Source organism: Nitrosomonas sp. (genome assembly GCF_040256045.1).
GTDB lineage: Bacteria > Pseudomonadota > Gammaproteobacteria > Burkholderiales > Nitrosomonadaceae > Nitrosomonas.
On sequence record NZ_JBDZWD010000006.1, the window covers coordinates 35,818 to 50,244 of the forward strand.

Genomic DNA, 14,427 nt, shown 5'->3' on the forward strand with positions numbered 1-14,427 from the left:
GTTTAGCTGCGGTAATCGGCGTTGATTTTGACGTAATCGTAGGAGAGATCGCAGGTCCATACCGTAGTGGATGCATCTCCCCGGTTGAGCTTCACTTGTATGGTGATTTCCGATGCCTGCATGATGCGCTGACCGTCTTCTTCACAATAGCTGGCGGCACGGCCTCCGTGTTCGGCAACCAGAATATTGCCCAGGTAAAGCTGGATCAGGTTGACATCCAGATCTTCAATACCGGCATAGCCGATAGCTGCCAGAATTCTTCCCAGATTAGGGTCAGATGCAAAGCAGGCAGTTTTAATCAGCGGAGAGTGAGCAATGGCGTAAGCAACTTTAGTGCATTCTTCCCGGGTTTTACCACCTTCCACCTGAACGGTGATGAATTTGGTGGCGCCTTCACCGTCACGCACAATCATTTGTGCAAGCAGGGCGGCTACTTCGGTGATGGCGGCCTGCAGAGAGATGAAAGCGGGGTCGGCTGATGTAGTAATCAGTGTATTGCCGGCTTGCCCGGTGGCCATCAGGATCAGCGCATCGTTGGTAGAAGTATCTCCGTCTACGGTGATGCAGTTGAAGGATCGATTCGCTGCGTAACGGACCAGGTCATTGAGCAGGGGTTGTGCCACGGCCGCATCAGTGGCGATATATCCGAGCATGGTGGCCATGTTCGGATGGATCATTCCCGAGCCTTTGGCAATTCCGGTGATGGTGACTGTTGTGCCACTTATCTGGATCTGACGGGAAACTCCTTTGGGCACGATATCGGTCGTCATGATTGCCTGTGCACCGGCGAACCAGTTGCCTGGTGCCAGATTTGCCAGGGCTTGCGGCAGATGAGTGATGAGTTTTTCTACCGGCAGCGGTTCCATGATGACACCTGTGGAAAAAGGCAGGATCTGTTGTGTCTGGCAGCCGATGAGCTCGGCCAGTGAAGCACAGGTGGCGTGTGCATGATCGATGCCAGACTGACCGGTGCCGGCATTGGCATTACCGGTATTGATCACTAGTGCGCGGATCGGCAGCGAACCTGTGAGATGTGATCGGGCGACAGTGACAGGCGCGGCACAGAATCGATTCCTGGTGAAGACACCTGCAACCTGTGTATTTTCCGCCAGCGCAATGATGAGTATATCTTTACGGTCAGGTCGTTTGATACCGGCTTCTGCTGTACCTAGTAACAGGCCGGGAATCGGCAGCAGTTGTTCGGGCAATAGAGGAGGAATGTTGACTGGCATAAACGAGGATTCGTGTGATTGAAAGCTATTATCGTAACCTATCCCGTAAGAAACTGCCTGATTGCCAAGTATATTCATCACAATGGAATGGAGTTTCACAAGTACTTTGCTAAAATAGCAGTTTTTGCCGGCTCTGGATGACATCGTATGGAATCAACTTTTCTGGTAGACAATATCTTTTTTATCATAGCGGCCATGCTGAGCGGCGGTATGCTGCTGTGGCCGGTAGTTGCGCGTAATTCTGTCCGTGATATCGATCCGAAACGAGCCATCCGGCTGATAAATTACGAAGATGCACTGGTGCTGGATGTCAGGGATGACAGTGAATATGCCGGCGGCCATCCCCCCAATGCCAAACATATTCCGGCGGAGAAGATCGAAGATCGCTGGCAGGAGCTGGAAAAATTCAAGGATAAGCCTGTCGTTATCATCTTTACCCCCGGATTGCGTGTTGGGCGGGCAGGAGCTGTTCTGCGCAAGAATGGTTTCAAGCAGGTATTCAATCTGAATGGCGGTATCGATACCTGGCGGCGGGAGAATCTGCCGTTGGTGAAGAAGTGATCCGTACGACAACGATGCAGGAAAGGATGACATGCCCAAGATTGTAATGTATGTGTCCGGGTACTGTCCTTATTGCACCATGGCGGAGAAATTGCTGCGTGCTAGGGGAGTAGAGGAGATCGAGAAAATCAGAGTGGATCTGCAACCGGGGTTGCGTGCCGAGATGATGCAGCGTACCGGACGGCGAACCGTCCCGCAGATTTATATCGGCCAGATGCATGTCGGGGGGTACGATGATCTGGCAATACTGGACCGCCAGGGTGAACTGAGCGGATTGCTGGCTGGCTGAACGTTGGTTGTCAATCTTCCCGATATATTGGCAGCCGGCAAATTTTTGACAAGTGTATTTAACCGGAACCCATCATGACTGAATCACAGCAACAACCCGTTTTTATTATTGAAAAAATTTACGTCAAGGATTTATCACTGGAAATTCCTCACGCACCTCGTATCTTTCTGGAGCGAGAAGCACCCGAGATCAATTTTCAACTGGCTACCAGTCATAATGCCGTGGACGGAGAAATCCATGAGGTGGTTGTAACTGCTACTGTTACGGCACGATTGAAGGAAAAGGATCAGGTCATGTTTCTGGTAGAAGCTCATCAGACTGGTATTTTTCGGATAGGCAATGTTCCTGGAGATGAAGTCGAGCCTGTGCTGAGTGTTTTATGCCCGAACATTCTGTTTCCTTATTTACGTGAAACGATTTCAGATACAGTGACGCGTGCCGGATTTCCGCCTGTGATTCTCAACCCGGTTAATTTCGAAGCAATTTATCATCAGAAAAAACAGCAGGAAACGGCTGAATCACAACCTGATCAGCCTGCGGATACGATAACCAGGCACTGATTCATGAAGTTTCGGCTATTTGGAGGAGAGAGCATTCCGACCGGTCTGCTGTTCTCGCTGCTCGTTCTGCTGATTTTTTCCTGTAAAGCGGTTGCACAGGAAAGTAGTGCCCGGAATGAGTTTCTGTCAATCGCGAAACCTGCGGTTGTTCTGTACGATGCACCTTCCCTCAATGCCGGTAAACTGTACGTGGCAGGTGTGAGTCTGCCCTTGGAAGTAGTAGTGAAGGTGGTTGGCTGGGTAAAAGTGCGCGATTATCACGGATACCTTGCCTGGGTGGAAGATAAGAATCTCAGCCCGAAGCGTTTTGTGATCGTCAAAATACCTGTCGGCAGTGTTTATCAATCTCCCAATCCGACTGCACCACTGATTTTTCAGGCTCAGCAGGATGTAGTGCTGGAATTACTGGGGGTCGTTGCGGGTGGATGGGTGAAGGTGAAACATCGGGATGGCCAGACTGGCTATATCGGAGCTGACCAGATCTGGGGCATATGAATATCACAGTAGTTGGTGCAGGGGCTTGGGGAACTGCGCTGGCAATTTGTCTGTCTGCGCGTCACTGTGTAACATTATGGACTCGTAATGTGGAACATTTGGCTGAACTGGTAAAATTACGCACCAACCAGCGTTATTTGCCCGGGCAACCTTTGCCAGATTCCATCCATCTTGTTTCTGCGTTGAGCGAGGCGCTGGAACGGGCTGAACTGATTTTTGTCGTTGTACCCGTTGCAGGATTACGCACAACCTTGCAGCAAATAGCGGCATTGAATCAGTCATTGCCCCTTATTCTGGCTTGCAAAGGATTTGAAACGGGTTCCGCAAAACTTCCCTGTCAGGTAGTTGAGGAAGTCTATCCGGCGGGTATCATGTGTGGTGTGCTGTCTGGCCCGAGCTTTGCCCAGGAAGTGGCAAAGGGCCTTCCGGTTGCACTGACGCTCGCTTCTCACGATGAAATTTTTGCCAGAAACGTTGCTGGTGTGATTCGTACTGCAAGCCTGCGGGTTTACTCTGGTAACGATGTAATCGGGGTGGAGGTCGGCGGAGCACTCAAGAATGTGATTGCGATTGCTGCCGGGATTTCTGATGGAATTGCTTTTGGCAATAATGCCCGAGCAGCGCTGATTACTCGGGGATTGGCGGAAATCACTCGCTTGGGCATGGCGCTTGGCGGGTGTCGGGAAACCTTTACCGGACTGACAGGTATTGGTGACCTGATTCTGACTTGTACCGGGAATCTTTCGAGAAATCGCCTGGTTGGGATGATGCTTGCTGCCGGGCGGCAACTGGTGGAGATTCTGCCTGAAATAGGGCATGTCACCGAAGGCGTCTATACGGTTCAAGAGGCGTATGGACTGGGGCAGAGGTTGCAAATCGACATGCCTGTGACCCAGGCGGTTTACAGCATTCTGTATGAGCAGGTTCCGGTTGAGATGGCGATTAAGGATATGCTTGATCGTGAACCTGGGGCTGAAGCAGGCTAAGTGCATATTTATGAGGTAATGCCTGACTGATCAGGGCCAGGCAGGAATTTATCAAAAATCAGGCTGATTTCCGGATAAACACTTGACCGCTGTAAAATGGCTTGATATAAGGGCGTCTACAGAAGTTGTCTGTACAAAAGGTGGAGTTTTCCTGCAACCTAACAAAGCAAAACAAAGGGGAATTTTATGAATAAATCTGATCTCATCGATGCGATTGCCGAATCTGCCGATCTTACCAAAGCTCAGGCAGGCAATGCGCTGGATGGTGCACTGTCTGCCATCAAGGATGCTCTTGGCAAGAATGACAGTGTCACCCTGGTAGGTTTTGGAACTTTCAAGGTTGGAAAACGGGCGGCACGTACAGGACGTAACCCGCGTACCGGTGCAGAGATAAAAATCAAGGCAGCTAAAGTGCCTAAATTCACTGCTGGCAAAGCGCTAAAAGATGCTGTAAACTAACGCTCCTTCAATGATTGGGATCAGTGAGACGGGTGCTTAGCTCAGCTGGTAGAGCGTCGCCCTTACAAGGCGAATGTCGGGGGTTCGATCCCCTCAGCACCCACCAGCATGCCTAATGCACTGGGTTATTTCGATCTGATCTTTAATCGGAGAGTGTAGTACTGGGAGTGGTAGTTCAGTTGGTTAGAATACCGGCCTGTCACGCCGGGGGTCGCGGGTTCGAGTCCCGTCCACTCCGCCATATCGTTTTCGCCTTTAACAATCCAGTCATGGCGATGTGGCATCTTTTTCTCCTCCTGTTTTTCCCGATTTTCTTTTTTTCGGATAGTTATCGTGTTTGATTTCGTAAACAAAAAAAAGACGGTCGTTCAGATCGTACTTCTGATTGCTGTTCTGCCTTTCATGTTCTGGGGAGTAGAATCGTATCGAAGCGCCGGTGATGCGGGCTATGCTGCAGTCGTAGATGGTGAGGAAATAAGCCGTCAGGAATATGAGCAGGCGATACGTAATCAGCAGGAAAATCTGCGTAATATGTTAGGGGAAAAATTTGATGCGAGCCTGCTGGATAATCCACAGATGCGTTTGGCTGTTCTGGAAAATCTGATTCAGGAGAGACTGTTACGCCGTGAAGCCGAGCGAATTGGATTGACAGTTCTGGATTCCCGCCTGACCTCCGAGATTCAGAACATCTCATTCTTTCACGAAGATGAAAAGTTCTCATACCAGCGTTATCGTGATCTGCTACAGCGCCAGGGAATGTCACCCGCAATGTTTGAAGCAAGAGTAGCAGGTGAGCTCATGCGCCAGCAATTGGTGGAAGGTATCACCGGAAGTGTCATCGTGCCCAGAACGGTTGCAGGCAAGGTGGCATCACTGAGTGCAACAGCATATGAAATCAACCGGGTGACGATCAGTCCTGATCAGTATATTGACCAGGCTGAGCCGGATGAGGCCGCCATTCAGTCGTACTATGACAGTCATTCTCAGGATTTCACACTGCCGGAAAGGGTTAAAGTGGAATATGTTGTGCTGTCACTGGATGAGCAAGCCCGGCAGGAACAGATTTCTGATGAAGAAATCAGAAAATACTATGATGAGCATCAGGATGAGTTTGGTCAGACGGAAGAGCGGAGAGCTAGCCATATATTGCTGAGTGTTCCTGCGGATGCTACGGCAGAACAGAAAGCATCCATCAAAGCCCGTGCAGAGCAGATTTTGGAACAGGTTAAACAGGATCCGGAAAAACTACCGGAGCTGGCAGCAGAGTTGTCAGAAGATCCGGGTTCAGCCAAGGAAGGGGGAGATCTTGGCTTTTTTGCGCGTGGTCTGATGCTCAAACCGTTTGAGGATGAAGTATTCCAGATGCAACCCGGTGAGATACGCGGTCCGGTAGAAACACCGTTCGGTTTTCACATTATCCGGCTGACTGAAGTGAAGGGTGCAGATGTTGTCGGCCTTGATGATGTCAAGGAGCAGATCAGGCAGCTTTTGCAGCATCAGAAAGTGGCAGACAGGTTTGGTGAATTATCCGAAGATTTCAGCAATATCGTTTATGAGCAGAATGATACGCTGCAGCCGGTAGCGCAGATGTTTAACCTGCCTGTTCAGCAGAGTGACTGGATTGATCGCAATTCCGGAGAACCCTCGGTCATTACCAATGAGCGTATGTTGCAGGCAATATTTTCGGAAAGTGCTGTTCGTGACCATTTCAATACTGAATCCATCGAAGTTGCACCTGATACTTTCGTAGCTGCAAGAGTAGTTGAACATCGCCCTGCCAGTGCTCAATCCATCGGGTTGGTTAAAGACAGGATCGTTGCGCTTCTGAAGCAGCAACTTGCATCGGAAAAAGCTAAAAACGAGGGTAAACAGAAGCTCGCCGGGTTACAGGCGGGAGAGGCCGATGAATCTTTGGAATGGGGAGAATCGTCAGAAGTTTCTTTTGCCCAGAAGAAAGGAAACAATGAAGAAATTCTGCATACCCTCTTTCAGACGGATGTGGAGAAACTTCCTGCTTATACGGGCGTGACCAACAGCAAGGGCGGATACGATCTGATTCGGATCAATCAGGTAAAAAGACCTGATATCGAAAATGAATCTTCTCAATATAATCTTCTTCTCAACCAGTTACAGCAAGTATACGGTCAGGAGGAATTGAATGCTTACATTGCGGGGCTCAGGCAGCGTTACGAAGTAACAATCAGACCATTTGAAGAGAACGATTGACAGCGATAGTGGCAGTAACCCGTCAGGGATTACTGCCCGCTTTTCTCAAATTACTGTTCGTCTGCGTCCAGATTAAATGCAACAGTATTGAATCCTGCATCCACATAAGTGATTTCACCAGTGATACCGCTGGCCAGATCACTGCAAAGAAAGGCCGCTACATTGCCGACTTCTGCAGTAGTTACGTTTCGTTTCAGAGGCGAAACTTTCTCGGAATACCCCAGTAGTTTGCCAAAATTGCCGATTCCTGATGCGGCGAGTGTTTTGATTGGCCCGGCTGAAATTGCATTGACCCTGATCCCCTGTTTACCAAGACTCGACGCCATAAAACGAACATTGGCCTCCAGGCTGGCCTTGGCCAGTCCCATCACATTGTAGCTGGGCATCACACGTATTGCACCGAGATAGCTGAGTGTCAGCAGAGCAGCGGGTCTTCCCTCCATCAGCGGCAGTCCGGCTTTTGCCAGCGCAGCAAAGCTGTATGAGCTGATGTCGTGCGCAATATGAAAAGCCTGTCGATCGACACTTTCCAGATAATCGCCAGCCAAGGCTGTGCGCGGCGCAAAGGCAATGGAGTGTACGATTCCGTCCAATCCATCCCAGTGATCTGCCAGCTTGCTGAAGCAACGGTTGATTTCTTCATCCTGACTGACATCACAGCGGAACAGCAGGTCACTGTTGAATTCTGCAGCTAATTTGCTGATGCGCTCGCGTAAATCATCTGACTGGTAAGTGAATGCCAATCTGGCTCCTTCACGTTGCATTGCTTTGGCAATACCGTAAGCGATAGAGCGGTTACTGAGCAGGCCCGTAATCAGAATTTGCCGGCCGGCAAGAAATCCCATAGTCAAAACTCCTGTTTATTTATCTCAAACATGTACCGGTAGTCCGGGAATTGTTTCTGACTCCGTTTACTGATAAACCTGTAAAGAGGCTTTTTTTACCCGTTATTTTCAGTTTTACAACGGCGAATATTGTAGCACCCTCTCAGTCCTGCTTTGTTCGGGATGTACCGTACCTGGTTGTATCTTGCCGGTATTCCGGTATCACATGTCTGTGAAGAATGGGTTATAACGTCGGATGCCGCGCACTTTGAAAGCGTTTGCGGTAGTCCAAGGGGTTGACTTCGAGGTTTCGCAGGAATGTTCTCCGCATCCGGTCGGTGGTGCCAAAGCCGCAGCGGAAGGCAATCAGTTGTAGAGATATCTTCGTATCTTCCAGCAGGCGCCTGGCTGCATCGAGTCTGGCCGTTTCGACAAAATCAGTAGATGTCATACCGGTTTCATGGCGAAATAAGCGAGAAAAGTTGCGGGTGCTCATGCACGCTTGCTTTGCCATTTCCTTTACCGAGAGATGTGATGACAGATTCTGTAACACATATTCCTGCGCGCGTTGGATAGGTGTGCGCTTTGACATCTGTGCGACCAGATGTGTACTGAATTGTGACTGTCCTCCGGGTCTTTTCAGGAACACGACCATATAACGTGCAACGATCAGCGCAAGATCGCGCCCATAGTCTTCTTCAACCAGGGCAAGGGCGAGATCAATTCCCGCACTTACGCCGGCTGCAGTATATAACATGCCATCCTGGATGAAGATTTTGTCTGCTTCTACAATGAGCTCTGGATATTCGGTTTGAAGCTTGTCAGCACATTCCCAATGTGTCGTAACCTTTCGCCCATTGAGAAGGCCGGCCTTCGCCAGCAAGAAAACACCCGTACAGATCGACCCGTAGCGACGAGCCTTCGGCACACGCCGCCGCAACCAGACTATCGTCTCTGCCGTGACCTCCTCGAAGGAAGGGTCACCAGCGACGAGCAGCGTGTCGACCAGTTCATCCGGATCATATATCGTGCGGTCAGGCATGAAACGGAGGTTTCCCGTTCCAGCGATAGGCCCGATCGTAGTTCCGATGACCTGTACTTCGTAAGCGGACGGGTTACCAAGCCGTCGTCCGGCTTCCCAAAAGATTTCTGCCGGTCCAACAATATCAAGCGACTGTACACCCGGTGGAGCGAGCAAGGCTATCCGCATCGTTCGATTCCTTCAGTGATCAATCAGACTTTTAGATCGATAGTATTCGTTAGGCCGGACAGACTCACGGGTCAGTGATTCTCCAAGCCTGCCCGGCAGCAATGCTCGTTAATATTTACTTTTCCACTAGCGCATTATAAGTCCAGGGCTGGCGCTTGGCGAACATATGCACATTGGCCATCATGTTCTTCTGGCGTGCACTGGCGATTTCGATAACTTCCAGGATGATCTTGTGCATATCCGGATAGTACGGCGTGGCTACGTCGACATCCCACACGGGGAACTGCGCCGGCAGTGCGAGCATGCTTCCGCCCCAGAACGGCGCATCGACACGGTTGGCAAGGATGACAGCACAGCGATTATCGACGGCGCGTGGCACTGCAATCAGTGTGCGCTCCTTCCTGTCCTGCAGGCGAGCTGGCCACAGGATCACATCGGCACCATTGGTGCCCAGGCAACGTGCAGCCTCTGGGAACATGCCATCATAGCCCATCATGATGCCGATACGTCCGTACGGCGTATCCACAACTGGATATTCGGAGCCAGCTGTCGCCCACGCACGTTCGTCACTGAAAAGGTGAACCTTCCGATAGGACATTAGCACGTTACCTTCCGGTCCGATGAGGAACGAAGTGGGATAGAGCTTGCCATCCACTTCTTCGACGTTCGGAACCAGGATCGCGCATTTGCTGGTCTTGCAAACATCGCCGAATTTCTCGAGCAGTTCGTTGTTGATAGATGCCAGCCGCTTGGCCTCTGTCTCATCGATCCGCCAATTCGGCGAAGCGACATATTCTGGCAAAACCATCAGTTCGACGCCAAAGCGAGCGCCATGACTGACCTGTTCGACCACGCGGTCAAGCGTCGTGGGCTGCGATTCGGAGACATGGGTCTGTGCTGCGGCCATGTTGAATGTCATCTCGCCCGGGATGATTGGCTCCATGCTTGTCTTAGATACCGCTGTTTCCTCGTAGGGCCGCGTCAGCACTGTGTAGGTATCAGGGCGGCGATCTGCAAACTTATCGGCATTTAGAATATAGCGTTTGTTGTCAGCAAGCGTGGGATCGATCTCGCTGACTGCCATTCCGTGCGTGCCCCAAGCGACTTTCGCTTGGAGATTACCGTTGGGATCGACGATCATGCTTCCGCCGGGATAGTAAATCGAGCGCTCCTGGCCTGCCTTTGTAGCAGCACAGATCCATACCCCATTTTCAAGTGCCCGAGCGGGGCGCCACATGTCGGCCTGATCGATAAGGAAAAAATTAGCCATGTCCAGGATGACTTGCGCTCCACCCAGCGCAGTACACCGTGGAATCTCAGGAATACGGCCATCGAAACAAATCATGAGGCCGACATGGCCGAGTTCAGTATCGACTACCGGAAAGCCGCGTTCACCAAATTTGAACCAGTTTTGATCATGAGTAGTCAAGAACTGCTTGTGATAATGGACAACCAGTTCACCCTTTCGATCGAGGAGAATACCGGTATTGAAGACTTTTTCTGCTTTTGGATCCCATTCGATCATGCCGCTGGCGATGTAAACATCGTACTTGCGTGCCAGCTTCGCGAGGCCGCTGACAAATTTTCCGGCGACCGACTCGGCTACTTGACGCGCATGTGGAATGGAATCGTATAGATAACCCGCATTCATACACTCGGGAAAAACAATTACACGAACATCCTGCAGTGCGGCTTGCTTGACATAGTGCGCACATATTTCGAGATTCGCATCGACATTACCTACTTCTGCAAGTGTCTGTACGGCAGCAGCGCGATATTCATAGGATTTCATTTTGACCTCCGTTTCCTTAGGTTGAGCGAAGTGTATTTACAACGGTTGGCTAACTTGGAAGCTCTGAAAGGGATTCAATTTGATTGCACCGTTGTGGAGTTATTACACCGTAACGCTGTGGAAGCGGCAATTACGAAACGACCTCATTTGCTGCCAGATTACCGGGTATTTCAGCCAAATTGACGGTATATCGAGTGAAATGGTACAGCTTGGATGTATGGAGAATCGGGAAGTGTGTCAATACAAGTGCCTATGCCCGTATATCAACGTGTACGCTGTGAAACGGGCACATCCGTGTAGAAAAGAAGTTGAAAATAGGAGGCCAACGTCGCATTTGCGAAGCGCACGGCCTCGGCATCGTTGGATATGTTGTTCTTCGCACACGTAGTGCAGCAGTTGGGTTTATAGTCGAGAAAGGTCATTCTCTATGCTATATTCATGAGGATGCTGTGCCTGCTGCTGGTACTTCATTCATTCCATGGTTGAGGACGACCTCATCTTCGGGACAATATATATCGGGACGACCTGATATCTTTCAATGAGGACGATATGGCTTGGATGATGCTGATTTTTGCGGGCTTGCTTGAAGTGGGCTGGGCTTTCACGATGAAACTCTCGAATGGCTTCACCAACCCGGTCTATTCCATCATTACCATTGCGGGTGTAATTGCCAGTTTTGTGCTGCTTTCACTCTCGATGAAAATACTTCCGCTCGGCACAGCCTATACGATCTGGACCGGGATTGGAGCAATAGGCGCATTTATGGTAGGCATCTTTGTGTTGGGAGAATCAGTGACTCCCTTGCGGCTTCTGGCAGCCGCCCTGATCATCAGCGGTCTGGTCCTGATGAAACTGTCATCCTGATCTGACAAGACTTTGTCGATTATGACTGTCAGGTTGTTTTCCTCCATCAACAGGCTGCTGATTCTATTTCCAAATCAAAAATGACGAGAAGGCGAGCCGCAGATAGTATGAATAATACGGCAAGGGGAAGCCGACAAAGTAAGTTTTGATTTAGAATTGGAATGAAATATCTGTTTATATTTACCGGGAAAATGCAGGGAAATGCCGGATTACGGGCTTACTTTCCTGCCATTCGGATAATATATTAATTAGAATATGCGCCTTTGCCCGGATGATGAAATTTGCGGGCAGACACGATATATTGCGATTCATTTATGGCGGTATATTCATCTGAAGATCTGGGCACAACTACACCAGATTGACTAAGGTGTAAGAAATCTCAGAATTTTCTCATTGATATCTGGTTCTTTCTCTCGATTTTCTCTTTTTCACGAACTTCATGACTTCTACAGCCCCATCTGCTGTTTCAGAGCCAACGCAGAAAAAAATCATCGCCACCATCGCCGAAGAACTTGGTGTCGCACCGCGGCAGATCAGCGCGGCGGTAACGCTGCTAGATGAAGGTGCAACCGTACCCTTTATTGCACGATATCGTAAAGAAGCGACCGGTAACCTGGACGATACACAACTGCGTTTGCTGGAAGAGCGATTGGCTTATCTGCGTGAACTGGAAGCACGGCGGCAAGTTATTTTGGCTTCGATCGAGGAGCAGGGTAAACTCACCGATGAACTGCGTCATGCCATCGATCAGGCTGCTACCAGGCAGCTTCTGGAAGATATTTATTTGCCTTACAGGCCGAAGCGCCGCACCCGAGCACAAATCGCACGTGAAGCCGGACTGGAACCGCTGGCGGATGCGCTTCTGGCAGATCCGACATTCGATCCTGAGCAGGAAGCTGCAAAATATATCAAGGTAGTGCCGGCTGCTGAGGGGGTGGAAGCGATCAATGTTCTCGATACGAAAACAGCGCTTGAAGGTGCACGCGATATTCTGGCGGAACGCTTTGCGGAGACAGCGGATTTGCTCGCTGTACTGCGTAGCAAGCTCTGGCAGGAAGGGGTGGTGACTTCGATAGTCGTTGCCGGTCAGGAAAAGGCAGAGGAAGAAAAATTCCGTGACTATTACGCTTATACCGAGCCGGTACGGTTGATTCCATCACACCGTGCACTGGCATTGTTTCGCGGCCGTGCGCTGGGCGTGCTCAGAATCGATCTGGATCTGGACGAAACAGCCCGGGAAAGTATTCCACATCCCTGCGTCGCCATGATTGCAACACATTTCGGGATTGAAAACTGTGATCGGAAAGCGGACAAATGGCTTGGGGATGTCTGCCAGTGGGCCTGGCGTGTCAAAGTACATCTGCATCTCATGACCGAACTGTTGTTGCAGGTGCGTGAAGCGGCAGAAGCGGAGGCGATCAGGATTTTCAGCCGGAATCTGCGTGAATTGCTGCTGGCAGCTCCGGCAGGCTCCAAGGCCGTGCTCGGGCTCGATCCGGGTTACCGTACCGGCTGCAAAGTGGCTGTAGTCGATGCTACCGGAAAATTGCTGGAAACTGCGACGATTTACCCGCATCAACCACGGAATGACTGGCAGGGTTCGCTGGCAATCATCGTACAACTGGTGCGCCGGCATGGCGTTGAACTGATTTCGATTGGCAACGGGACAGCAAGCCGGGAAACCGACAAACTGGCTACCGAAGTTGTCCGGCTGGTTGCGGAACAGTCCCCCGAATCGAAGCTGACCAAAATCGTTGTCAGCGAGGCAGGTGCCTCGGTCTATTCAGCATCTGCATTGGCTGCGGCAGAATTTTCAGATCTGGATGTGAGTCTGCGCGGTGCTGTTTCCATTGCCAGACGCTTGCAGGATCCCCTGGCAGAACTGGTCAAGATCGAACCCAAATCGATTGGCGTCGGCCAGTATCAGCATGATGTGAATCAGCGTACTCTGGCACGATCACTCGATGCCACGGTGGAAGACTGCGTCAATGCGGTCGGTGTGGATGTCAACACTGCATCCGCTCCGCTGCTGGCTCAGGTTTCGGGTCTCAATCGTGTACTTGCGCAGAACATCGTCAGCTATCGTGATACCCATGGCCCGTTTTCAAACCGGCAAAGGCTACTCAAGGTGCCACGTGTGGGTGAAAAAACATTCGAACAGGCTGCCGGTTTCCTGCGCATCAACGATGGTGATAACCCACTGGATCGTTCCGCCGTTCACCCGGAAGCCTATCCGGTGGTCGAACGTATCCTGGCGCGCCTGAAGAAGGGAATCGGGCAGGTGATGGGCCAGCCGGGCACACTCAAAGGGCTTTCTGCCGAAGAATTTACCGATGAAACCTTTGGTTTGCCAACCGTGCGCGATATTCTGACCGAGCTGGAAAAACCTGGCCGTGATCCGCGTCCGGAATTCAAAACAGCCGTTTTTCAGGAAGGGATCGAATCAATCACCGATTTGCAACCCGGGATGATTCTCGAAGGTGTCGTGACCAATGTAGCCGCTTTCGGTGCATTTATCGATATTGGCGTGCATCAGGATGGTCTGGTGCATGTTTCTGCACTGGCGAACAAATTCATCAAAGATCCCCATCAGATCGTCAAACCGGGGCAAGTCGTCAAGGTCAGGGTACTGACGGTGGATGCGGTACGCCAACGTATCAGCCTGACTATGCGAATCGACGACATTCCTGAAACAATCAGCCAGCCGGAAACACGAAAAGCCAGACCGGATGACCGACAATCTCGGCGAGGTTCCCGTTCACCACAGACTACGTCCAGAACAGGGAAATCTGAACCTGCCGGTGCGCTGGCCCTTGCACTGGCACGAGCGAAAGAGAAAAAATAAAACCTGAAACCTGAGTCGTGTGGCCGGGCTGATCCCGTAATCAGCAGCCCGATCAGAAGCAAAGATTCAAGCGCAGAAAATGAT

Annotated in this window: 13 protein-coding genes and 2 tRNA genes; 11 read left to right on the plus strand and 4 right to left on the minus strand. The window is 50.8% G+C overall.

All coding sequences use genetic code 11. The features are described from left to right. Nucleotides 1-2: 2 nt before the first annotated feature. Nucleotides 3-1,232, minus strand: coding sequence for a bifunctional glutamate N-acetyltransferase/amino-acid acetyltransferase ArgJ (argJ, locus tag ABUL11_RS02310; RefSeq protein WP_350282249.1), 1,230 nt, complete (start codon nt 1,230-1,232; stop codon nt 3-5). 147 nt (nt 1,233-1,379) lie between these two features. On the opposite strand from argJ, the gene ABUL11_RS02315 reads away from it, so the two are divergent. The 9 genes from ABUL11_RS02315 (at nt 1,380) to ABUL11_RS02355 (ending at nt 6,808) form a co-directional block, all read left to right on the plus strand. Beyond that, nucleotides 1,380-1,793, plus strand: a complete 414-nt coding sequence (locus tag ABUL11_RS02315) for a rhodanese-like domain-containing protein (RefSeq protein WP_041356851.1) — start codon at nt 1,380-1,382, stop codon at nt 1,791-1,793. Between the two features lie 31 nt (nt 1,794-1,824). Then, nucleotides 1,825-2,082, plus strand: coding sequence for a glutaredoxin 3 (gene grxC, locus ABUL11_RS02320; RefSeq protein ID WP_350282250.1), 258 nt, complete (start codon nt 1,825-1,827; stop codon nt 2,080-2,082). A 74-nt stretch (nt 2,083-2,156) separates the two neighbouring features. Then, a complete protein-coding gene (gene secB / locus ABUL11_RS02325) occupies nt 2,157-2,642 on the plus strand; it encodes a protein-export chaperone SecB (RefSeq protein ID WP_350282251.1) in 486 nt (161 codons plus the stop codon). A 3-nt stretch (nt 2,643-2,645) separates the two neighbouring features. Next, on the plus strand, nt 2,646-3,137 hold the full coding sequence (locus ABUL11_RS02330) for an SH3 domain-containing protein (protein WP_350282252.1): 492 nt from the start codon (nt 2,646-2,648) through the stop codon (nt 3,135-3,137). Then, nucleotides 3,134-4,123 carry an NAD(P)H-dependent glycerol-3-phosphate dehydrogenase gene (locus ABUL11_RS02335; RefSeq protein WP_350282253.1) on the plus strand — a complete coding sequence of 330 codons (990 nt, stop codon included), beginning with the start codon at nt 3,134-3,136 and terminating at the stop codon, nt 4,121-4,123. Before ABUL11_RS02330 ends, ABUL11_RS02335 begins: the two co-directional genes overlap by 4 nt. 186 nt (nt 4,124-4,309) lie before the next feature. Continuing rightward, nucleotides 4,310-4,582 carry an HU family DNA-binding protein gene (locus ABUL11_RS02340; RefSeq protein ID WP_350282254.1) on the plus strand — a complete coding sequence of 91 codons (273 nt, stop codon included), beginning with the start codon at nt 4,310-4,312 and terminating at the stop codon, nt 4,580-4,582. A gap of 30 nt (nt 4,583-4,612) precedes the next feature. Further along, nucleotides 4,613-4,688, plus strand: a tRNA-Val gene (locus tag ABUL11_RS02345). A gap of 58 nt (nt 4,689-4,746) precedes the next feature. Further along, nucleotides 4,747-4,823, plus strand: a tRNA-Asp gene (locus ABUL11_RS02350). A 92-nt stretch (nt 4,824-4,915) separates the two neighbouring features. After that, nucleotides 4,916-6,808 carry a SurA N-terminal domain-containing protein gene (locus ABUL11_RS02355; RefSeq protein WP_350282255.1) on the plus strand — a complete coding sequence of 631 codons (1,893 nt, stop codon included), beginning with the start codon at nt 4,916-4,918 and terminating at the stop codon, nt 6,806-6,808. A gap of 50 nt (nt 6,809-6,858) precedes the next feature. On the opposite strand, the gene ABUL11_RS02360 is transcribed toward ABUL11_RS02355, so the two are convergent. The 3 genes from ABUL11_RS02360 to ABUL11_RS02370 all read right to left on the minus strand — a co-directional run bounded on the left by ABUL11_RS02360 (nt 6,859) and on the right by ABUL11_RS02370 (nt 10,634). Continuing rightward, entirely contained in the window at nt 6,859-7,653 is a 795-nt protein-coding gene (locus tag ABUL11_RS02360) for an enoyl-ACP reductase FabI (protein ID WP_350282256.1), read from the minus strand. A gap of 223 nt (nt 7,654-7,876) precedes the next feature. After that, nucleotides 7,877-8,842: a GlxA family transcriptional regulator gene (locus tag ABUL11_RS02365; protein WP_350282257.1), complete on the minus strand. Its 966-nt coding sequence runs from the start codon at nt 8,840-8,842 to the stop codon at nt 7,877-7,879. Nucleotides 8,843-8,957: 115 nt separating this feature from the next. Then, nucleotides 8,958-10,634, minus strand: coding sequence for a carbon-nitrogen hydrolase family protein (locus ABUL11_RS02370; RefSeq protein WP_350282258.1), 1,677 nt, complete (start codon nt 10,632-10,634; stop codon nt 8,958-8,960). Nucleotides 10,635-11,183: 549 nt separating this feature from the next. Here ABUL11_RS02370 and ABUL11_RS02375 point away from each other — a divergent pair. After that, complete coding sequence (locus tag ABUL11_RS02375) at nt 11,184-11,498, plus strand: DMT family transporter (RefSeq protein ID WP_011112696.1); 315 nt, start codon at nt 11,184-11,186, stop codon at nt 11,496-11,498. A 439-nt stretch (nt 11,499-11,937) separates the two neighbouring features. Then, a complete protein-coding gene (locus ABUL11_RS02380) occupies nt 11,938-14,343 on the plus strand; it encodes a Tex family protein (protein WP_350282259.1) in 2,406 nt (801 codons plus the stop codon). Nucleotides 14,344-14,427: the final 84 nt, after the last annotated feature.